The 22,294-nt window shown below is 38.3% G+C and carries 25 protein-coding genes; all 25 read left to right on the plus strand.

The window, feature by feature from the left end:
* The first annotated feature begins 1 nt into the window (after nt 1).
* Nucleotides 2-2,779 (plus strand): phage tail tape measure protein, encoded by a 2,778-nt coding sequence (locus BLR11_RS01450; protein WP_091647553.1) that lies wholly within the window; start codon nt 2-4, stop codon nt 2,777-2,779.
* On the plus strand, nt 2,779-3,492 hold the full coding sequence (locus BLR11_RS01455) for a hypothetical protein (RefSeq protein ID WP_091647554.1): 714 nt from the start codon (nt 2,779-2,781) through the stop codon (nt 3,490-3,492). The genes BLR11_RS01450 and BLR11_RS01455 overlap by 1 nt, the downstream gene beginning before the upstream one ends.
* Entirely contained in the window at nt 3,489-4,886 is a 1,398-nt protein-coding gene (locus BLR11_RS14065; RefSeq protein WP_176762830.1) for an XkdQ/YqbQ family protein, read from the plus strand. Before BLR11_RS01455 ends, BLR11_RS14065 begins: the two co-directional genes overlap by 4 nt.
* 4 nt (nt 4,887-4,890) lie before the next feature.
* Complete coding sequence (locus BLR11_RS01465) at nt 4,891-5,316, plus strand: DUF2577 domain-containing protein (RefSeq protein WP_091647555.1); 426 nt, start codon at nt 4,891-4,893, stop codon at nt 5,314-5,316.
* On the plus strand, nt 5,313-5,750 hold the full coding sequence (locus BLR11_RS01470; RefSeq protein WP_091647557.1) for a DUF2634 domain-containing protein: 438 nt from the start codon (nt 5,313-5,315) through the stop codon (nt 5,748-5,750). Before BLR11_RS01465 ends, BLR11_RS01470 begins: the two co-directional genes overlap by 4 nt.
* Nucleotides 5,743-6,780 carry a baseplate J/gp47 family protein gene (locus BLR11_RS01475; RefSeq protein ID WP_091647558.1) on the plus strand — a complete coding sequence of 346 codons (1,038 nt, stop codon included), beginning with the start codon at nt 5,743-5,745 and terminating at the stop codon, nt 6,778-6,780. Before BLR11_RS01470 ends, BLR11_RS01475 begins: the two co-directional genes overlap by 8 nt.
* Nucleotides 6,777-7,319, plus strand: a complete 543-nt coding sequence (locus tag BLR11_RS01480; protein ID WP_091647560.1) for a putative phage tail protein — start codon at nt 6,777-6,779, stop codon at nt 7,317-7,319. Before BLR11_RS01475 ends, BLR11_RS01480 begins: the two co-directional genes overlap by 4 nt.
* The gene (locus BLR11_RS01485; protein ID WP_091647562.1) at nt 7,319-7,828 is read left to right on the plus strand and encodes a hypothetical protein; all 510 of its coding nucleotides are present in this window, start codon (nt 7,319-7,321) and stop codon (nt 7,826-7,828) included. Before BLR11_RS01480 ends, BLR11_RS01485 begins: the two co-directional genes overlap by 1 nt.
* 14 nt (nt 7,829-7,842) lie before the next feature.
* Nucleotides 7,843-8,166, plus strand: coding sequence for a hypothetical protein (locus tag BLR11_RS01490; protein WP_091647564.1), 324 nt, complete (start codon nt 7,843-7,845; stop codon nt 8,164-8,166).
* 5 nt (nt 8,167-8,171) lie between these two features.
* Nucleotides 8,172-8,564: a hypothetical protein gene (locus tag BLR11_RS01495; protein ID WP_091647566.1), complete on the plus strand. Its 393-nt coding sequence runs from the start codon at nt 8,172-8,174 to the stop codon at nt 8,562-8,564.
* Nucleotides 8,565-9,611, plus strand: a complete 1,047-nt coding sequence (locus tag BLR11_RS01500) for a hyaluronate lyase N-terminal domain-containing protein (RefSeq protein WP_091647568.1) — start codon at nt 8,565-8,567, stop codon at nt 9,609-9,611.
* Between the two features lie 11 nt (nt 9,612-9,622).
* Complete coding sequence (locus BLR11_RS01505; protein WP_091647570.1) at nt 9,623-9,931, plus strand: hyaluronate lyase N-terminal domain-containing protein; 309 nt, start codon at nt 9,623-9,625, stop codon at nt 9,929-9,931.
* Nucleotides 9,932-9,975: 44 nt separating this feature from the next.
* Nucleotides 9,976-10,464 (plus strand): gp53-like domain-containing protein, encoded by a 489-nt coding sequence (locus BLR11_RS01510; protein WP_091647572.1) that lies wholly within the window; start codon nt 9,976-9,978, stop codon nt 10,462-10,464.
* 58 nt (nt 10,465-10,522) lie between these two features.
* On the plus strand, nt 10,523-10,969 hold the full coding sequence (locus BLR11_RS01515; protein ID WP_091647574.1) for a hypothetical protein: 447 nt from the start codon (nt 10,523-10,525) through the stop codon (nt 10,967-10,969).
* Nucleotides 10,962-11,117, plus strand: coding sequence for a hypothetical protein (locus BLR11_RS14070; RefSeq protein ID WP_176762831.1), 156 nt, complete (start codon nt 10,962-10,964; stop codon nt 11,115-11,117). Before BLR11_RS01515 ends, BLR11_RS14070 begins: the two co-directional genes overlap by 8 nt.
* A gap of 2 nt (nt 11,118-11,119) precedes the next feature.
* Nucleotides 11,120-11,377: a hypothetical protein gene (locus BLR11_RS01520; protein ID WP_091647575.1), complete on the plus strand. Its 258-nt coding sequence runs from the start codon at nt 11,120-11,122 to the stop codon at nt 11,375-11,377.
* The gene (locus BLR11_RS01525; RefSeq protein ID WP_091647577.1) at nt 11,374-11,553 is read left to right on the plus strand and encodes a hypothetical protein; all 180 of its coding nucleotides are present in this window, start codon (nt 11,374-11,376) and stop codon (nt 11,551-11,553) included. Before BLR11_RS01520 ends, BLR11_RS01525 begins: the two co-directional genes overlap by 4 nt.
* Nucleotides 11,553-12,107 (plus strand): N-acetylmuramoyl-L-alanine amidase family protein, encoded by a 555-nt coding sequence (locus BLR11_RS01530; RefSeq protein WP_091647578.1) that lies wholly within the window; start codon nt 11,553-11,555, stop codon nt 12,105-12,107. The genes BLR11_RS01525 and BLR11_RS01530 overlap by 1 nt, the downstream gene beginning before the upstream one ends.
* A 97-nt stretch (nt 12,108-12,204) precedes the next feature.
* Nucleotides 12,205-12,486, plus strand: coding sequence for a hypothetical protein (locus tag BLR11_RS01535; protein WP_091647580.1), 282 nt, complete (start codon nt 12,205-12,207; stop codon nt 12,484-12,486).
* A 238-nt stretch (nt 12,487-12,724) separates the two neighbouring features.
* The gene (locus tag BLR11_RS01540) at nt 12,725-14,755 is read left to right on the plus strand and encodes a site-specific DNA-methyltransferase (RefSeq protein WP_091647581.1); all 2,031 of its coding nucleotides are present in this window, start codon (nt 12,725-12,727) and stop codon (nt 14,753-14,755) included.
* 13 nt (nt 14,756-14,768) lie between these two features.
* Nucleotides 14,769-17,726, plus strand: coding sequence for a type III restriction-modification system endonuclease (locus BLR11_RS01545; protein WP_091647583.1), 2,958 nt, complete (start codon nt 14,769-14,771; stop codon nt 17,724-17,726).
* 306 nt (nt 17,727-18,032) lie between these two features.
* Nucleotides 18,033-18,665: a DNA-methyltransferase gene (locus BLR11_RS01550; protein WP_245675051.1), complete on the plus strand. Its 633-nt coding sequence runs from the start codon at nt 18,033-18,035 to the stop codon at nt 18,663-18,665.
* A gap of 217 nt (nt 18,666-18,882) precedes the next feature.
* Nucleotides 18,883-19,401, plus strand: coding sequence for a PsbP-related protein (locus BLR11_RS01555; protein ID WP_091647586.1), 519 nt, complete (start codon nt 18,883-18,885; stop codon nt 19,399-19,401).
* Between the two features lie 180 nt (nt 19,402-19,581).
* A complete protein-coding gene (locus BLR11_RS01560) occupies nt 19,582-21,354 on the plus strand; it encodes a sensor histidine kinase (protein WP_091647588.1) in 1,773 nt (590 codons plus the stop codon).
* Entirely contained in the window at nt 21,351-22,151 is an 801-nt protein-coding gene (locus BLR11_RS01565) for a response regulator (protein ID WP_091647590.1), read from the plus strand. The genes BLR11_RS01560 and BLR11_RS01565 overlap by 4 nt, the downstream gene beginning before the upstream one ends.
* Nucleotides 22,152-22,294 lie beyond the last annotated feature (143 nt).

Consider the following 22,294-nt stretch of genomic DNA (forward strand, 5'->3'; position numbering starts at 1 on the left):
CATGAACGGATATGTACTTAGTGCCACCTTGGAACTGAAAGATAAGTTAACCGGTACGGTAAACGAGGCACGAAAAGGATTAAAGAATTTAAAAGAATCAGCACAGGGGGTACCTTCCAGTCTGCAGTCTGCCGCTACATCTTTTGAAAAAGCGGGTGCGTCTGCAAAAGTACTAACATCTGGTATAGACGCGGCTAAAAAATCTTTATCTGGTATCAAAGGAACCTATACTACTCGATTGGAAGCTAAGGACGAGGCTACCTCTAAAATCAAGCTAGTGCAGGAAGAATTAAATCAATTCAAAGGTAAAACCTATACAGCTATGGTTAATGTTAAAAATAACCTATCTAAAGACGGTGGTGTGGGTGGCAAGTTGTCAAATGGCATGTCTAATATGGCAGGTGGTATGTTAATGGGTACCAGTCTGCAGATGGCGGGAGCAGCCGGCATTGGGTATGGAATTTATGATACGATTAAGACCTATATGGATTTTGAGGCACAGTTATCCGAAATTAAAGCTCTTACCGGGTTAGATGCGACTGCCATGGATCAAGTAAAAGAAAAGGCCATGGAATTAGGTCAGGCTACCGTGTTCGGCAATACAGAAGTAGCCAAAGGTATGGCTGAATTACTGAAGGCTGGCGTAGATGTCAAAGATGTATTGGGGGATGCTTCAGAAGCGGCATTAAACTTGGCCGTTGCCGGAGATATTGCATTACCGGACGCGGCTGAAATTATGAGTACGGCCATGAATGCATTTAAAGTAGATGACGCAACACATGCTGCAGATACTCTTGCCGGAGCTGCCAATGCCAGTGCAACGAGTGTAGGAGAATTAAAATATTCTTTGGCGGCATGTTCTGCTGTAGCCGCTGGTGCGGGTATGAGTTTTGATGATACAAACACTGCCCTTGCCGTATTTGCACAAAATGGACTCAAAGGATCTGATGCCGGCACATCTTTAAAAACTATGCTGTCTAACCTTGTACCGAAAGGAAAAACAGCAATTGCAGCATTTGAAAAATTAAATTTACTTACAGAAAGCGGTTCCTCTGCTTTTTTTGATGAAGCAGGAAATATGAAGTCTTTGGCCGATATTGCGGGTCTTCTAAATAATCGTATGAAAGATATGACCAAGGAAGAACAACTGAGTACGTTATATGACATGTTTGGATCCGATGCAATTCGTGGCGGTATGATTCTACTACGCGAAGGTGCAGGCGGCGTTACACAAATGTTTAAAGAAATGGGGAAGGTAACGGCAAAAGATGTTGCCATTACTCGGATGGATAATCTCAAGGGTGATATTGAACAGTTATCTGGTGCTTGGGAAAATTTTCAAGATACTCTGATGGATAGTCATAATAGCTTTGGATTACGTGGATTTATTACAGAATTGACCGATGTTGTGCAATATGCAGGAGCATTAATTAAAGATGGTTTCGATTTTTCGGATATATTCAAACTTGCGGGAAAAGGTATTAATGACTTGAAAAATAAATTTCTTCAATTTGATGGTATCGGATCGATGTTATCTGGCGGCGTGTTGGCTTTTGGACTATATAAGATTACAAAACTTGTTTTAAAAGCGAAAGATGCAGTAACATCAATTGGACAAGGAACAAAGATACCAGGTGGCATGGGAGATACAACCGGTATCACAAAAGATATGGTTATCAATGCTCGGACGGTAATTGTAAATGGAAATAATTCTTCGACGGTACCTAATAGCCCGATTCCAACAGATACAACCACTCCTAATAATGGCGGACTGTCTAAATTATCTCGTTTTACCAAATGGATGGGACGGCTTGCTGTTCCATTAGCAATTGCTGGCGGCATATATGATATTGTCACTGCTCAAGAAGGCCAAAGAGGAGCGGCTGCTGGTGGAGCTATTGGTGGTGTTGGTGGTATGTTAGTTGGTGCTAAACTAGGAACCGCTGCAGGTGCTTCTATAGGATCCATCGTTCCTGGTGTTGGTACAGCAGTAGGGGGTGCTGTTGGTGGGCTTGTTGGTGGTACTGCCGGATATATTGGCGGTAGTAATGTAGGGAAAAATTTTGCGGATAACATTGATTTTTCTGGAATAAAAGAAAAGTGGTCTACAGCGATAGGAGAAATGGAACGGGATTTTGTGAATGCCGGTCCACGGTTCCAATCCGGTTGGGCTGAAATTACGGAAAATATTCGAGCTGGTTGGGATAATAACACCGCGTATTTACGCGCTAAACAAGAAGAATTTAGCACACAGATACAAACGACATGGAATGATATTTCAACTGGGGCACAATCTGCCATGGATAGTATTAGAAGCGCATTTTCGGACGCTTCCGCAAATGCAGAAAGCTCTTGGAGTAATGTTGTTGGTTGGTTTGATACCAATGTATGGGGACCGTTGAAGGAAAAGGCTTCCAATGCATGGGATTCCATTAAAAGCGGTATATCCGGTATTTCACTTCCTTCATTCGGTGTTCATTTGCCAGGCATGAAGTGGAATGCTACAGGTTCCTCTTATTTTGAGGGCGGTCTGACACATATCAACGAACATGGCGGCGAAATTGTGGATCTGCCGCAGGGCAGTCGTATTTATCCTGCAGCGACGACGCAGCGCATTATTGCAAAACGAGTATCGAAATACAGAAATAGTAATACTGGTGGGGTACTTGTAACGGGAAATACTTTTATAATTCGCGAAGAAGATGATATTGATAAAGTGGCACATCAGTTGTTTCAATTGATGGACCAAGCAAATTTGAACTATGGAGGTGGGTATTAATGGGGCTAGGAGCATTAAGCAATGTCATAGAAATATTATCTGCAGCTTTAAGTGGGGGAACTAGTGGTGCTTATCGACAGGTTATTTTAAACAGTGCTACAGAAAAACTTATATTACCCGTTACCCCGCCTACATATAAAGTATCGACGGCACAAGGGAATAAGATTGTAAGTATTACCCAAGTTGGTGAAGCACTGATTTTTGGAATGCCAAAGCTGCAGACGTTAACGATGGAATGCTTTTTCCCGGCACTAGTACATGATTATCCTTTTGTTGTAGGAGATACCAAGGCGCCTTCTGCTTGTGTGCAGCAGATTATTAAATGGAAAGAAGCTAGGACTCCTATACGAGTTATTATTACCGGTACACCGGTAAATATGGCAATGGCCGTACAGACATTTGACTTTCGGGAGCAGGATGGTAGTCAAGATATTTACTATACATTAGGCCTTACCGAATATAAAGATCTAAATACGCCAGCAGCCAATAATGATAAAGCGGTTGATAGTACAACAGGTCTAAAAGAACGAGCCGATAATACACAGGCAGCTACGTCGGCCACGTTGGTTCAAAAAGGTGCGGACATACTGGATGCGGCCAAAAAATCGTATGGACAATATTCACATTGGAGACGTATTGTGCAATCTAATGATTTGAAAGACTTAGCTATTAATAATATCAGTAAGCTCCGCAAGTTGGTGATTAAAAATTGATTATCAAACACAATGGCACGGATATCTCTAAACTGGTAAAGAAAATTACGTGGTCTGGTGCGCGGCTGCTGGTTGCACGGAAGCTTATATTTGACTATGTGCAGGATGCACGGGATCCTAATTTACCGAATTATGTAATTAATAATGGAGAAACTGTGTATGGCTATGATGAAGATGAAAATCTGCAATTTCAGGGCAATGTGTATAGTCTTGAAAAGAATACCCAGGAATCTAATATCACTGTTATGGCCTATGATAACTTGTTTATTCTTTGCCGATCGAAGACTACTCGTAAATTTACGAATATGACGCCGGAAGCGATTACCCGAGCTATTTGTGATGAAATGGGCATAAAAACAGGAAACATCATTGAAACGGGAAAACAGGTTAGTTTTATTGCTGCTGAAAAGACTGGATATCAGATTATTATGCGGGCTTATACGGATGTGGCAAAACAGATCAATAATGCGAAAGCCAATGCGAATGATCCAGATGTACTTTATCATTTGGTCATGAATGGTGATACGCTCGATGTAATACAAAAAGGAACGTTAATCGAAAATTTCACGGCAGATCAGTACAGTAATATTGAAAATAGTCAGTATAAAGAAAGTATCGAAAATCTTGTCGATGTTGTTATGATTACCGATGAACAGGGCAATTTAACCGGGTATCAGTCAAATGAAGACTGGATAAAGAAATACAGTATGATACAGGATGTTTATAAGTCCAGTCCCAAAGCCAATACTCAAGAAAAAGTAAAAGCTATGATGAAGGGGCCGGATAGAACCGGTACTTTAGATCTGTTAGGTGATTATCGTGTAAAATCGTCGTATTCCATTCCTATCAAAGATATTCAGACAGAGCTTACCGGGCAATTTTGGGTGAAATCGGATTCGCATACCTTTGAGAATGGCATGCACTTTATGCGGCTGGAAATTGAGTTTGAAAATCTGATGAACAAAGTAGAATGGAGCGACAGTAACGGCATCGGGAAGGGAAAGCTGTCTGTTAGCAAAGGACTTACTGCCGGATATAAGGCGTGGGGTGGTGTCACGATGGATAATGGACGTAATGGATGTGCGGAAGCAGTCGGAAAAGTAGGCAGCTATTACAGCCCATTCTTAGCGCAGGAAGCGAATGCCGGTGTCGTCAAAGTACCGACAATGGTAGGTGATGCCCAAGATAGCGGGATTGCTGTAGAATCATTTGATACCAGCAATTTACAAAAAGGAGACTGTATTGTCTATGGGGATGACGAACATATTGTGATTTATGATGGCTCTGGCGGGTATTACGGCAATAGCAGTAGTGCAGACCACGTTGTTCATAGCCATGATTACACAGATGTAGGTATGACACCAACTAAAATTATTAAGACCAGCAGGGGGTGAGCGAATGATTTCTAAGAACATACCAACTGCAGCACAATCTATGGCTAAAATAGTACATTCCATTCATGGCATAGCACAAGAAGAACAACTGCAGGGGATTATGGTTGGCATTATAACAGCTCCGCCGCCTGATATTAAAGTGATGGTAAACAATATCGAACTTACTAAGGACGATATTTATATTTCGGAATATTTGCTTATTGGTTATGAACGTACTGCAAAAGGTCATCTTGTAAGTGCAACGCAGGACCGGAGTGGTGGTAGTGGTGATGCGGCATATGAAAGCCATAATCACGATATAAATAATGAGTATACCGATACCATCGTCTATACTGACACGTTAAAGGTTGGCGATAGAGTGAGTGTTATTCCGGTATATGGGCAAGACGCTCAATTATATATTATTGAGGATAAGGTGGTGAAACTATGAGTGAGGAATTCCCTTTCGTTGGCAGCAGTTCCGGTATGACAGAAACAGCCGCGACAGAAAATAATTTACCAATATGCAAGGAGTATGCATGGGATTTTGAAAAAAATTGTTTTTTATATGATGGGAACGGACAGCATGTTTTAGTCGATAGTGCTGAAGCGGTAAAGGTCTGGATCTATAAAGCGTTGCAGACGGAACGGTATCAATACCTTGCATATAGTTGGCAATATGGAATTGAAGTAAAGCCATTTATTGGAAAAGTTATGAGCGTACAGGAGCGATATAGTGAGCTCAAACGTATTATTATTGAGTGCTTGATGGTGAATCCATATATTACCAGTGTTGATTCTGTTGAATTTACAACAACAGGGGATAAAGTTTCTTGTGAAGTGGATATTACAACGGTATATGGAGAGGTGAACGTCAATGTATAGTGCTAGAGAACAGGCAGATATATTGGAAGAATTACAGAATAAAAGTACGATAGCTGCCAGTAAATTTGAAGGAACCTTTGAGTATGATATATTTTCTTCAAATAGTATCGAATTTGCGAAAACAGAAGTTGAATTGGAACAATTATACAAGGCGGCGTTTGCTGATACGAGCTGGGGTGACTATCTTACTATGCGAGCAGCTGAATCAGGTATTATCCGGAAAGATGCAGTACATTCCATCGGAAACGTTATAGTAAAAGGAACGGGAACACTGCCTACAGGTAGTATTTTTGCGACAAAAGCAGGTACTCAATTTAAATCCTTGTCAACAGTGTCCATTGTAGAAAGCGCAACCATAGCGGTACAGGCAGTCATTGCCGGAGAAGCTGGGAATGTTTCTGCAGGTGAAATTACACTTATTCCGATGTCTATACCTGGCATCAACAGCGTTATAAATGAGGAAGCTATGCACGATGGGTATGATGAAGAAAACGATAGTAGTTTACTTAGTCGTTACTTAGTGCATGTACGGACGCCGGGAACGTCCGGCAATAAGTATCATTATTTAGAATGGGCGACAAGCGTCTCAGGAGTGAGTTCTGCTAAAGTTATTCCTTTATGGAATGGGGCGGGAACCGTCAAGGTTGTCATTGTCAATAATAATTATGAACAGGCGAGCGATACGTTAGTGAAAAGCGTTGCTGATTATATTGAAACAGTACGGCCCATTGGAGCAACCGTCACAGTCACAAGTGCAGCCCCAAAAATGATTAATATATCAGCTACGATTGACGGGACGTTAAATGAATCAACGTTTAAAGAAAATATCAAGAACTATTTTATTACGATTGAAAAGAATATTATCAATTCGTCAGATACAGGCTATGTATCCATTGCTAAAATTGGTGCTATCATACTAAGCGACAACGGTGTTAACGACTATTCAAACTTAAAAATAAATGGTGAATCAAATAATATAGCATTGACATCGGAGGAAATTGCAACCCTTGGGACGGTGACACTCTCATGACGTTTGAATTGTTAAGAACTACACCCGTTAACGTTTTGCGGTATTTGCCAGATTTTCTGGCTAAGGATCCTATATTTAAATTGTCTCAGGAAACGCTTTCATGGGAACATGAAAAGGGTAGGTTAGAAATTATTGATATTGCCAAGCAATTGTTTGTCAGCAGTGCAACGTGGGGACTGGATGATTGGGAACGGAACTATGATTTATCGCATGGAATGAATGATACCTATGATTACAGGCGCAATAAATTATTTGAAAAAATGCGGGGCGCACGTACTAGTACTGTAGATATCATAAATAAAATTGTACAAACGTATGGTTCCGGGTATGTTGAAGAACATAATGATCGTTATTATTTTAATGTATATACAACCTGTAAAGATGTGGGAATGCTGCAGGAAATGCGGAAGCAAATTTTGATGTCCAGACCCGCTCATTTAGGTATAAATATTTATACCGGATATAGTTGGAATGGACATATTAATTTCGATGGTACGTACACATATGGTTCCAGTAATACAGAATGGAGTGATGGATAATGAGCTATCTTAGCAAATGGTTAAATCTTTTTCCTAAGGTCATCGGCAATCAAACACGATCGGATGATGGGATTGATAATACGCTGGATTACAATACGGACGGATTCCCTCAGCGTATGGCCAATGATCCTGTCCGATATGATTTAGAAAATGCCGTGGCAAGTCAGCTTCTTAGTAACGATGAACGGTTGAAAGAAGAGGTAGATAAATATAAAAAAGAAGCAGATGCTAACCTTGATACCGCAATAGAAAGTCATAATAAGGACGTAAATGCCCATGCTGATATTCGCACTAAGATTGGCATGGATATTGGTATACATAATAAGAATGGTGAGGCTCATTCAGACATTCGTACTAAAATCGGCACGGATATAGGCACTCATAACAAAGACGCTGCAGCACATGCGGATATCCGACAGCTTGTTTCCGATACAGTAAAAGTTACATCGACTGTCAATAAACCGGAATCCATGGCTGATAACGGATTATGGTGTGAAATTATTAGTTGAGGTAAAAAAAGTATATGTTAAAAATTATAAATAATTGTATTTATCATACACGGGGTGATTCGGGGCCTTTGGCATATGCACCTAAGTTAAATGGTGTTTTGCTTACTAATTATATTGCAACATTATCTGTAAAGAAGTCTGTTGACGATGATACGTATATATATCAGAAAACATTTTCTAATGGGACTATATTTATTGATGCTGCAGATACAAACAATTTGTTACCAGGTAAGTATGTGTATGATGTTCAAGTATCGTGGACAGATAATGATGGGAATAAAATGATCAGAACAGAAGGGCCTTTTGATTATAATTTAATTGCAGATGTGACGAGGTGATATCAATGAATGAATTGGTAGGAAATTTAACTGATGATACCGCCAGCATTACAGGAAATATCGAAGAGAATACTAGTTTTGATTCAAGCCTTGGAGCGATTACTAAAGGAGATAAAGGTGACAAGGGAGACATTGGGCCTGCCGGTGCCAATGCTTATGCAATAGCTAAAAAAAATGGCTTTATTGGAACAGAATCCGAATGGTTGGCAAGTTTACATGCGGATTCTTTTTTTAGTTATGACAGTTTATATGAATTTCCTAACATCGGAAAATTCGGTGTTATCTATATAGATACCGGCTCAAATAAAACATATCGGTGGGATAGTGAAAATAGAAAATACTTTTGCGTTGGAAGTGATTATTCTGATATTGGTGTTATTAATGGAGGGAAAGCATAAATGGCGACACAAACTTTAAATAATGTACAAATATTATTACGTAATGATACGGCAGCCAATTGGAATTCTAAGAATCCTGTTCTGGGTAAAGGTGAACTTGGACTTGAAATTGATACGGGTCGTTTTAAATTTGGAGATGGAGCGACAGCGTGGAATGATAATACTCAGTACGGCGGCATTATGATTAAGGCAAATGCCAAGAACGGATATATTACGATTGATGGCGTAGATACGTTGGTATATACATTAAATCCGGCAACGTCGAGTGCTTTGGGTGGAATTAAATCTGGATCAGGGATAGGGGCGGTAGCAGTTGATAGTAATGGCAATGCCAGCGTTGCAAGTGTTGCAGCGGCGGGAAAATTATCAACAGGACGGACCATTTCGCTTGGGGGCGATATATCTGGATCGACCACTTTTGATGGATCCGTTAATGCTGCAATCACAGTAGCTCTGGTTGCTACAGGTGTTACGGCAGGAACATACCCCAAGGTTACGGTGGACGCCAAAGGTCGCATTACTAGTGGTAGCAGCTTGATGGCTGGAGATATCCCATCGTTACCTTTATCTAAAATTAGTGATGCCGGAACTGCTGCAGCAAAAAATATAGGGACTGCTGCAGGAAATGTGCCTGTATTAGATAGTAACGGTAAGCTGGCAGATAGTATGATTCCTTCATTGGCCATCGGAGATGTTTTTCCTGCAGCTTCTGATGCGGAAATGATTAAACTTTCGAGTGCCCAGCAAGGTGATATATGCGTTCGTAGTGATACCAATACTACATATATGTTAAAAGTAGCACCATACAGTACGCTGGCAAATTGGGTGCAACTCAAAACTCCGACGGACTTGGTGCAAAGTGTCAACGGGAAGACTGGCGTTGTAATAATAACAACCAATGATATTGCAGAAGGCAGCAATCATCTGTATTGGACACAGGCACGGTTTACTGCTGCGTTTCAAGCCATGGCGAGTACGGAATTGTCTGATGGAGCAACTATTTTACATAATACCGATACGCTGATTATTAACTGTGGTAATGCATAGGGAGTGACTGCATGGAAAAGGTCATAAATGGCAGAATTCAAATACGTAGCGATACAGCTGCCAATTGGAAAGTGAAAAATCCTATTTTGCTTGCAGGGGAATTAGGAATAGAAACGGATACCAATTCCATAAAATATGGAGATGGAAGTGCTGCATGGAATGATTTAAAGTATATCAGTTTTCAGGCAGATGTTACTTGCTCCGTACAATCTACAGGAGGGTCAGCAACTGTATGGATTGAGGTGCCATGGGAAAATGTTTATATTACTGAGTCTCCTCCAAACGGTACCGATATTAATGTCATAGAAATAACATCATAGCAGACCATATACGGTCTGTTTTTTATATGGAAGGAGAAAATATTATGTCAGTATTAAAAGCAATTTTCCATCGTTGGAATAAAACGACTTCGGCTTACGATACGTTGCATCCGGAAACAGAACATGCTCAAGTAACAGACTTTGGACAAGGGGTATTGACGCATTTGGCTAGTAATGTGCTGTCTAGTACGATTAGCAGTCTTACCACTGATAGTTTAATGGCCAAGTTGGTGAAACTTATTTTTGATGCTACCGGAGTGCAGTACAATATTGCGCAAAATGGGTATATCAAATTTGGCGATTTATTTGGAGGACTAATTATACAGTGGGGATTTCACTATTGTTCTGGAAATAATCTAGCAGTTACTTTCCCAATAGTTTTTAATGTTCTTCTGTCAATTGTAGAAAGTCATAAAGCAGATACATTATCAGATTTTAAAACCGCCACTATCGTAAAGCCGAATGAAACTGGATTTACAATAAACACAAACAGTAATGGGTATGTATTTTATTATATTGCATTCGGAATGTAGGTAACAAAATACTATATTCACATACCTTTTTTATTTTAATTATACAGGAGATGACGATATGAGTTTTGCAAGTAACGTTAACTATTATGTATGTGCGTTTGACAGCACCGGGAAGCGCATAGGATGCGATATATCTTCTTTCGGCTCGGATGACGGAAAAGCGGCAGATATAGTGACTAATGTCAAAAGTAAGTTTCCAAGTGCCGCAATCGTTGAGATTGTGACAGCGAATATTTACAATCAATATCTTGCCGGATATGTGCGGGATATGACAACTGGGAAACCAATTGAGTACGTGGCACCGGAGCCCACAGCAGCAGAAAAAAAGGCATCACAGGCGGACGTGGTGGCTGCTAAGTATGAGCCGCAGATTACAGAACTAAAAGATGCGTTGGCTACGGCCACATTGGCCGGGGATACAGCAACCGTAACGGAATTACAAACGGAATACACAGCGTTAATGGCGGCCTATACGGCAGAACTGGAGGCGATAAATAATGGCTAGATGTAAATTTTGCGGTAAAAAATTGGATGATGCCGGATATTGTACCAATGAAAAATGCCCGGAATCAATTCGGGCAAAAATTATGCAAGCTGCAGCACAAGAAGAAACTACTGCAACTGAAACCACAACACATACTAAGGAGGCTTAAAAATGGAATGGACAGCAATCATTGGTCCCGTGACGGCCCTGCTGACGGTTTGCGGGGTAGCATTTAATTATGGGGTTATTAAGCCGTTGCAAGCGTCTATTGATGATTTACGTAACCTTATTGCGGATACCCGTAAATATGTCGAAAAAACAGAAGAGAAGCGGCAGGGCATGGAAACGAGGTTAACTAGGGTGGAGGAGTCAGCAAAACAAGCACATCTTCGTTTGAATGATTTGGCGCAGGAGGTGCATCATGATTGATTGAAAAAATTAATATTGCAGACTGTATGGTCATAGCGGCGCTTGCTATTGCGTTGATTATGGCTATTTTTTATGGCCTAAATGAGCTTGCTATGTCTATTGCTAGTGGGCTCTTGGGATATATCGGCGGCAGTGTTAAATCGACCGCTAGTCAAAAGAAGGAGGAACAAAAATAATGAAGGTGTTTATTAATCCAGGGCATGACCAAAATTATGACAGCGGGGCCGTAAATCCGAATTCCGGCTTGAAAGAATGTGATGTTGTTGCTAGAGTGGGGAATCGCGTAAAAAATTATTTGGAAGCAGCTGGCTGTGAAGTGCAATTGCTGCAGAGCGATAATTTATATTTTGATAGTCAATATAATGATCGTCCTGTGGCTGTATGTGTAGCGGCAAATGATTGGCCGGCAGACATATTTATCAGTATTCATTGTAATGCTGCTAATACACAGGCACGGGGAACGGAAGTCGAATGCTATGACAGTAATGACTCTGGAGGGCAATTGGCACAATGCATTCAGTCTCAGATCATCAACAGCATTGGTACCGTTGATCGCGGCGTGAAGGAAATGCCAGGGCTTATCGTTTTAAAACATACCAATATGCCGTCCTGCCTTGTTGAAATGGCCTTTATCGACAATAAGGCCGATGCACAGCTGTTGATTGACAGTGAAGACGACTTTGCCCGTGCTATTGCCCGTGGCATTACGGATTACGAAGGTACGCTGTAATGCAACCTAGTGTATAAAAGTATCAGAAATGAGTTTGGCCAAACATGTTTTGTAACTATTTTATGAATTTTAGTGTATATAAAAGGAGAAATTAATTATGACAAAAGAAGAAATTTTAAACACCGTAGTAACAGAAGTAACATCTTTAGCTAAAGACCAGGCAACATCTTTATTGGGTAGTTTGAGTGTGGACGAATTGACACCGTTGGTACAGGCGCAGATTAAAACTATCACGGATCCGTTGGAAGCGGAAATCAATACAACTTCTAGTGTATGGGTGAAGATCCGTAACCGGTTGTATATTACAGCTATTAATAATGCTGTAACTTCCATTGTGGCAAGTATTCAGAGTGGATTAGTGGACTTGGTAAAGAAATAAAATGTGAGATAGTAAACTGCCGGACTGCTCAGTAGATGAGTAGTTCGGCGTTTTTTTGCATTAATTTGAATCAATGTGTTAAACTGTAATAAACAATATAAAAAGTAATGTAAATGTAAAAATTAGTGCGTATTGATAAAGTAATGAAAATCGTTTCTTTTATGGTTAAGGGTTCGTTATCGGTATTTGTGTTTGCTGTAGGGGCCTGTTTGTTAAAACGCAAATCGGAGGATTTAAAATGATAAAAGATATTATTGAAGCAAATGAAGCTGTACTCCCAAACAGTAAAGAAATGACGGTATTAAAAGAATATTTTCCATCATGCTTTAAAGCAGATGGTTCTTTTGATATGTATCGTTTTTCTGAATTTTTAAAAGATAAAATTGATATTTCACATGAAGGTTATGAATTGAAGTTTTTGGGAAAAAACTATGCTAAAATGCTTGCTTCTCTTGATACCGAAACTGTCATTATTCCAGACGAAGCACACAACTCACTTCCTGAAAATATAGACAGCGAGAATGTGTATATTAGTGGAGATAACCTTGATGGTTTAAAACATTTATTAAAATCCTATGCTGGACATATTAAATGCATCTACATAGACCCTCCATACAACACAGGTTCTGATGGGTTTGTTTATAATGATAAGTTCAATTTCACAATTGATGACTTGGTTGAAAAATTGAGCATTGACAAAGAACAGGCCCAGCGTATTCTTGACTTAACCAACAGAGGAAGTGCATCTCATTCTGCTTGGCTTATGTTTATGTATCCTCGATTACAATTGGCTAAAGATTTGTTGGATATAGACGGTGTGATATTTATTTCGATAGATGATAATGAACAAGGTAATTTAAAGCTTTTAGGTGATGATATTTTTAGTGAAACAAACTTTGTAGCACAGTTGGTTTGGGAGAAGAAAAAGAAAGGTAGTTACTTAGCTAATAGTGTTACAAATATTAAAGAATATGTTTTGGTTTATGCCAAGCGAAAAGAAAAATTTGATGGTTTAATTGGTGAGATTAATAGTAAGGAAGAAACATATCCTTGTGTTAATGCTTCAAATGGCAGAGATGTTCGGATTATTCGGGCAGGGATAGAAAGCAGATATCGAGAGCCAAATTATAAAATGAATGCTGGCAATATTATATCTGATACGACAATGAGTCTTCTACTTAAGTCTGATTTGATAATTAAAAACGGTGTATTAGCACAAGAACTAAAAATTGAAGGAAACTGGCGATACGGGCAAGATGCAATGACTGAGTATGCAAAAAATAAAGAATTATACATTACTCGGGATTTATATTTGAGAAGAATTGTAAAAGAACCAAGATATAAAGGTCTAAAGGATTTGTTATTACGTGTTGGCGATAATGATACATCAGGGTATTCTTACGCAGTAGATAATACAAATCTACAAAAAAATGGATGGGGTTCTAATGAAGATGCCGATGAAGAGCAGCGGCTTTTGTTTGGAGAACAGTCATTAATGAGTTACCCAAAACCTGTATTGCTGATAATGAAACTTTTATCTTGTTTACAAAAAGACGAATTGACAGTTGTAGATTTCTTCTCTGGCTCCGCAACAACTGCTGAAGCCACAATGAGATTAAATACCTTAGGTAAAAAAGTTAGAACAATTTCTATTCAATTACCAGAAAACTTGGATATCAAGTATGAAACATCAACTGGAGACGATAAAACAAACGCAAAAAAACTTATAAAATTTTTAGAGAAGAATAATCGTCCACATACATTAGACTATCTAGGCATTGAAAGGCTTATTCGTGCATCAAAGAAAATTCATGAAGAAAATCCGGACACAACTGCTGACCTTGGTTTCAAACATTACACATTACACGAAGTAAGTCAAACGACTCTTGATAAAATTGAGAAGTTTGATAATAGTGGTTTTATCACTGATACATCTATATATGATGAATTTGGCACTGCTACGGTTCTCACAACATGGCTAGTACACGATAATTATGGGTTTGTAAACAACTGTAAAATGATTGACTTTGCAGGATATACAGCATATTGGTGTGAAAACCACCTATATTTTATCAAGCCGGGTCTTACTGAAGAAGCAATTAAGTCGGTTATTGAAAAATACAATACTGATGGTAGTTTCAACCCACAAAATATGGTGTTATTTGGATATAGTTTTAATTATGTTGAAATGGAAAACTTGAAGACAAATGTGAAAATTTTACGGGATTCTGAGAAGAACTTGAAAATAAATATCGATACTAGATACTAAGGGGATGCAGATTTTGGAACTAATACTTGAACGACAATTAGAACATCAGCAAAAAGCTGTTGATGCTATTACATCTGCACTTGATGGGATTACAATGATTAAACCACATTTTGCATACGAGAATCCTTTATTTGATAGAGAAGAACAATGTCTTATTCATAATTTAGAAGAGGTTCAGAAAAATATACGCACTGATTACTGTGGCTGCCGTGATGAGGGAAATTATCTTAACCTTGATATCAAAATGGAAACTGGAACAGGTAAAACCTATGTTTATACACAGACTATCTATGAGATGCATAAGAAGTTTGGCTTTAACAAATTTATTATTGCTGTTCCATCTCTCCCTATAAAAGAAGGAACGGCACAGTTTATTGGTGATAGCTATGTAAAACATCATTTTTCTGATACTTGTGGATACAATTGTGATATTGAATTGGGTGTTTTGGAGAGTCCAAAGAAAAAGAAAAAAGGATTTTTAGCTATGCCACCTGCCGTATGTGATTATGTAACAGGCTCATGCCAAAATTCTAATAAGATTTATGTCTTGCTAGTGAATATGCAATTACTAACTAATAGTAATATCCTTACTCGATCAGACTACGATTATTTAGTTGAAGGCTTCTATAGACCATTTAATGCTCTAAAAGCCACTAAACCTATTGTCATAATTGATGAACCACACCGCTTTGCACGAGATCAAAGAGCCTATAAAGCAATTGTCGAAGAATTATGTCCACAGCTGATTATTCGCTATGGAGCAACGTTCCCGGATACTACTGTAGGGAAAGGCAGAAACAAGGCTACTTTTAAGGATTTCAATAACCTTGTGTACGAATTAAATGCTTGTGATTCTTTTAATCATAATCTGATTAAGGGGGTGGCAAAGGAACATTTTGAACCACTATCCCAAAAGGAAGAAAAGGTAAAACTTCTATCTGTAGAATCAAAGACTTCTGCAACTTTTCAGTTCAAGAGACGTGGTGAAGATACAAAAACATATATACTCACATCAGGAGATTCGTTGTCTATAATTGATGCTGCTTTTGAAGGAATTACAATATCTGCTATTGGTAAAAATTTTATTGAACTTACTAATGGGCAAATTAAGTATAAAAGTGAGGAATTTAATACAGATATATATTCATCTTCTTATCAAGAACAGATGCTAAAATTGGCTATCGAAAGGCACTTTAAAACAGAACGCCAGAATTTTTCTGGCAGACAGTTCAAAATAAAAACATTGGCATTATTCTTTATTGACGATATCTCATCATACCGAGACTCTGATGATGAAAAAAAACCTTATTTAAAAGAGATGTTCGAAAGATTACTTCTTGAGAAGATTAATGATTTAATATCTAAATTGACAAACAATGAGCAAGAATATCGTGATTATCTTGAAGCAAGTAAGGCTGATATTGCAGCTTGTCATGCGGGCTACTTTGCACAGGATAACAGTGATTCAGATGAAGCAATTGCTTCTGAAGTGGCTGATATTCTTCACAATAAGAAAGAACTTATTTCCCTTCGTAGAGAAGATGGTTCATTTAATACCAGACGATTTCTTTTTTCAAAATGGACTCTTAAAGAAGGTTGGGACAATCCTAATGTGTTTACAATAGCAAAACTGCGTTCAAGTGGTAGTGAGAATAGCAAGTTACAAGAAGTTGGTCGTGGGTTGCGTCTTCCTGTTGATGAGAATGGTAATAGAATTTCCAACGAAGAGTTTAAGTTGAATTATATTGTTGATTTTACTGAGGCGGACTTTGCTCAAAAATTAGTTGATGAAATAAATGGTGAATTGCCTGAAAAATTGACTATTTCTGAAGAGCGGCTTAAGGAAGTAGCGGAGCAACGGAAAATTGACTATAATACGTTGTTTTTTGAGTTGGGTGCCAAGGGTTATATCAATATGAACAAGGAAATTATTCCGGACAAGAGAGACGCTTTTTATGCTGATTATCCAGAATTTGCAAGTGGAGTTAGTAGCAATAAAGTCACAGATGTAAACAAGAATAAAAAAGGAGAAATTCATGTTAGAAAAGCAGTATACACAGAATTAAAAACATTGTGGGAAAACATCAATCATAAATACTATTTATTTTTTGATAGAGATTTGACAAATGCAATACCACAGTTATTACACGATATTTTAAGGAAAAATGATATTTTCGGTAATGTAACATTGTATAGCCACAGAGATGAAGTGGTGAATGATGGGAAAGCTATGATGATTAGAAAAAACTCAGGTGTTTCCTATTCGATAAAGCGTCCTATACCATATAACGAATTTCTTAAACGTATTAGTCAACAGACTAGTATACCAATTCTTGAGATTCATGCGGCTATGTGTGAACTTGCAAAAGAAAAAGAGAATGGTATCCCTGAAGAGTTTATTAATGAATATTCTGTGGCAAATATTGTATCGGCTTTTTCTGATTGGAGAATTGAACAGCTGCAGACACGATTTAAATATTCTCGTTCAAATCAACCAGTTACGGAAACCGCATTAACCTATAAGAATGGAACTCCTAGAGAGATAATCAAACAGGGAAATGTAGGAACAATGTTTGTAGAAGGCACACCTTCTGATAAATATTTATATGATAAAATAGCATTTGATTCTCCGCTAGAAAAAGACAATATTATGACTGATATTTCGGAGGTGGTTGTATATGGGAAAATTCCTCGTTCCAGTATTGCTATTCCTACTATAGTAGGTGAAAATTACAGTCCGGATTTTATGTATGTTGTAAAAAAAACAGATGGTACTAAAGAATTAAATATCGTTGTAGAAACAAAACTAGTTAAAAACAACGCAACCCTTAGAGATACAGAAAAGGTAAAAATAAAATGTGCTGAAAAATTCTTCAATCAACTTACCCTTGATGGGTACAAAGTATCATTTCATACACAGCTGGAAAATAAAAAAGTTAAACAGATTATACAAGAAGTTATTGCAGAATGATACTATGTATAGTTTGTTAGCTCTCTATATCTTAATTTACTATATTTTTAGTTATGAATTATGAAAAAGCGTTGTAAAAAAAATATCGTTTTTATAGGGGAGTTAGGTTTAATCGAAATATTAAAAAATTCAAGAGCAGAACAAATGTTTGCCTTCCTGCTACCGTCGTGCTACAATACCAGTAGACTAGTCAAAATCTATTATTACGAGGTGTTGTAAACGAACGAAAAGTTTTTAAATCAAATTACGTGCGGTGATTCTATCGAATTACTGCAGCAGCTTGAAGATAATTCCGTAGATGCGGTTATTACAGATCCACCGTATTGCAGCGGTGGCCAAACAGCAAATGCACGAGCACAAACTCCATCCAGCAAGTATGAGCAATCAGATAATAAAATTGTCCATCGGCCGGATTTTGCAGGAGATACTATGGATCAAAGAGCATGGTTGCATTGGTGCACGATGTGGATTACTGATTGTCAGCGAATTCTTAAACCGGGTGGGTATTTTCTTATGTTTACTGATTGGCGACAGATGCCGACGGCTTCAGATGCGTTGCAAATGGGGGGATTGATATGGCGTGGTGTTGTAGCATGGAATAAAGGATTGGGAGCGAGAGCACCACATAAGGGCTATTTTAGGCATCAATGTGAATATATCGTGTGGGGCACGAATGGGAAGTGTCCCAAAGCTCATCATGCAGGACCGTATCCCGGTTGTTTTGATTTCCCGGTAAAACAGAAGGATAAATTTCACTTGACCGGAAAGCCGACGCCACTCATGGAAGAACTGGTACAAATTGTTCCGGAAGGGTCCATAATTTTAGATCCATTTGCCGGTAGCGGCACGACGTGTGTAGCAGCCAAGAAGCATAACCGGCAATACATCGGATTTGAAAAGACTGAAATATACCATAATATTGCTAAGAAGAGAATATAGACTGCATAAAAAAAGGTTCTTGTTGTGGAACCTTTTTTTTTGTCGTCAAAAATTCGTCAAAATTCTGCTTCTTTTTTGCTCTTCCTTAGTTTAATTATCGCATGTAAAAATTTGCTAAACCCGTATATTTTATGCTACTATTTACTTAATATTACTTTGTTTTCTAATATTCTGATATTTTATAATGAAGTAAAAATTTGAAGGGGAGTTTGATCGGATGAAGCAAATTTTTATAATGGCGGCTAGTTTTTTTTGTTTAGCTTTTTCGACGGCTTTTGCAACGGAATACCAATCTTACCATAGTGAAAGCAGTGGTTTTAACATCGATGTTCCGGCGGAATTTCAATATTTACAGACAGAATCAGGTATGACGCAATTAACAGCAGGAGACCAGAAAACAGGAGTGCTTATGACTGTTAGAGTCAATCAAATTCGTAACGGGACGACGGTGGCAGAGCAGGAAGAACAACTGCAGGCAGCGCTTCCGACATTGGAACAGCGTTTAAAATCGCAGGGAGCGACGATGGAAAATTCCGGGATTGCAACAATAGCAAGTCATAAAGCTATTTATTTTTATTATACGATTAACAGAGCAGGGACTGATTATTATCAAGAACAGTACATCGTGCTGGGAAATAATACTATGTACAGCCTTGTTTTTACAGTGCCCGCTGCGGTGGAAAATCAATATAAGCCATTGTTTACGCATTCTATTTCATCTATGACGATACAGTAGATATGCAGGGCTTGTTTTTGAAATAGAGATTGGAATGTTGGCTGTAAGCGGTATTACAAAAGAAAATGTATAAGAAAAACATCTCATCTGTGTAAAAATTATTATATTGGAAGAGATGTTTTTTTGCTCTCTGAAATAAATATTGTATAATAAAAAAGAAAGGATAGGAGGGAATCCAGCTTGGAAAATTATAAACCAGATAGGTTTTTACTTTATATGTATATTGTACTGGGTGTTACTATTGTGACTCTCTTTATGTTTTTGCGGCCTATAGATACGGATGATACCAGTCATACTGTAAAAGCTATTGCCATGCAAGGGGTTTATCAGCGGATGTCTTCAGATGTGCCTATCCCGTTTCAGCAATTAAAAGATATTTCTATTGGGCCGGATGATAATGAGCTCATTCTTCGCGGACATGTAAAACAAGATATTCCTAAAGATAAAAAAATTATGATGTATATCACCCGGTTGCAAGTACATATTCAACTGAATGGGAAGGATATTTATCATGAAGAGGGGGATGATTATACTTGGTGGGATTCTTTTGATAGTCCTGGCATTACTCCAAAAGATGAATTAGTGATACATTTACAGCGGGCAACCGACAGCAATTATCCCGAAGCCTTAGCGTTGTGGTTACGAAAATTCAGCAGTGGAGAAACCTATGCATTGCTACTTTATCAACTGCAGCGTAATGCTGCAAAAATTATTATCAGCAGCATGCTTTTGATTATTGGACTAGCACTCTTGTTCAGCATGGGTGTTCTACGGCTGTTTAAGATCGATATTTATGAACAGTTCTTTTCTTGCGCTATGCTGCTAATATCCGGGGCTGTATGCACCTTTATTGATTATGAATACATCACGTTATTGTTTCCTTATCCAGGGTTAATAAACATTATTGATTATTTGTCGCAAATGTTGATTTGTGAGTTTCTTCTTATTTATTTATCAACGTTTCTTAATAAAAAATCACATATTAAAACGGCCAACGTAATGATATTTTTATGGACACTATGTATTGTCGGATATTGTCTGTTTCAAAAAGGCCGGGGATCAGATGCCTTTTTATCTCCGGCATGGAGCATGCTGGTATTAGAAATGGTGTTCCTTATACGAGAATATAAAATGCATATGGAAAAACGTATTAAATATGTGGTTGTATCTGTGAGTGTGCTTACAGGATGCACAATTATAGAAATTGTACACTATTCATTTGTTCATTTCTATTGGATTTATGTATTTCAGGCAGGATTGTTGTTTTTTACGATAGTGCAATGCATTATTGCGGGTGATTTTGTAAGGGAAAAAATGCAGCAAGCTTCTTTAGTGCAGGAAATGCAAGGGGAATTGGCGCAAAGCCGCATTCGTGTTATGTTAAGTCAAATCCAACCTCACTTTGTTTTTAATGTACTGAATGCTATTAGCGGACTTTGTTTGATTCATCCAGAAAAGGCCGATGATGCTATTATACAATTTTCTAATTACCTTAGAGCGAATATCAATTCCTTGCAAAGTCAAGGACTAGTCAATTTTGAAGAAGAGCTGAAGCATATTCGGTGCTACGTAGCCTTGGAACAGCTGCGTTTTGGGAATAAGATACACATGGTTTATGATATTGGCGCTGCAAATTTTTCGTTGCCGGCACTTACACTGGAACCACTTGTTGAAAATGCTGTTAAGCATGGACTGCGGATTAAATCTCAAGGTGGCACAGTTACGCTGAAAACAGCAGAAAATATGAAAGAAATATGCATCATAATTGAAGATGACGGAGTGGGTTTTGATTGGGAGTCGCTGCAGAAGGATAGTCATGCATCTATTGGGATTATGAATGTCCGCAGCCGCTTGGAATACATGTTAAAAGCTAAAATGACGATTATAAGCGTAATTGGAAAAGGGACAAAGGTTATGATACAAATACCGAAGAAGGGGGATAGTCGGGTATGAACATTATATATGTAGATGATGAAGTTGCTGCTGTTGAAAAATTTGAATATATCATTCATACACTGGATCATGTTACCACCTTGAAAACGTTTACAGAGGCGGCTCCGGCACAAGAATATGCAGAACAGCATACGATAGATATTGCTTTTCTTGATATTGAGATGCCGGGAATACGGGGACTGGAATTGGCGAAAATATTGCGGAAAATCAACAGCAACACAAAAATTGTATTTTTGACGGCATATGATACATTTGCATTAGACGCATTTGATGCGGAAGCGGTTAGCTATATACTCAAGCCATATAATAAAGAATGCATCTGCCAAGCGATAGAAAAAGCGGAACAAATTATATATACACCGACGAAACAGGTATTTATACGAACATTGCCTTTTTTTGATGTATATGTGAATCATAAACTTCTCTATTTTAACAGTGAAAAAGCGAAAGAACTTTTGGCAGTGCTTGTTGATGCGGCTGGCGGCAGTGTAACGACAGAGCAAATTATAGGGCATCTTTGGGCTGATCGTCCATATGATGCGGGAGCACAGGCACTCTGCCGTGTGACATACAAACGATTGAGAGAAATATTGAATATAGCCGGGATTGGCTTTATTTTGGCTTCAGGTACTGCGCAGCGCTTTGTTCATTCTGAATTTTATGAAAGTGATTATAAACGTTTGTTAACGGGGGACGAAGAAGTGATCGCTATCTATGATGGGCGATATATGGCACATTATTATTGGGCAGAAGAAACGAATGCACGCATACAATCATATATTAACAGCTTGAAATAAATAGGAATGACTGGCATAAGTAATGTGGTGCCAGTCATTTTTGTTAGGTATGTTGAAAAAAGAATATATTTTTTTGAAAATATTTGTCTGGAAGTAAAAAGTTACGGAAAAGTTACGGCCTCTATAGTATACTAGTTACACAT

This window comes from Megasphaera paucivorans (assembly GCF_900103535.1).
GTDB classification, from domain to species: Bacteria; Bacillota; Negativicutes; order Veillonellales; family Megasphaeraceae; genus Megasphaera_A; species Megasphaera_A paucivorans.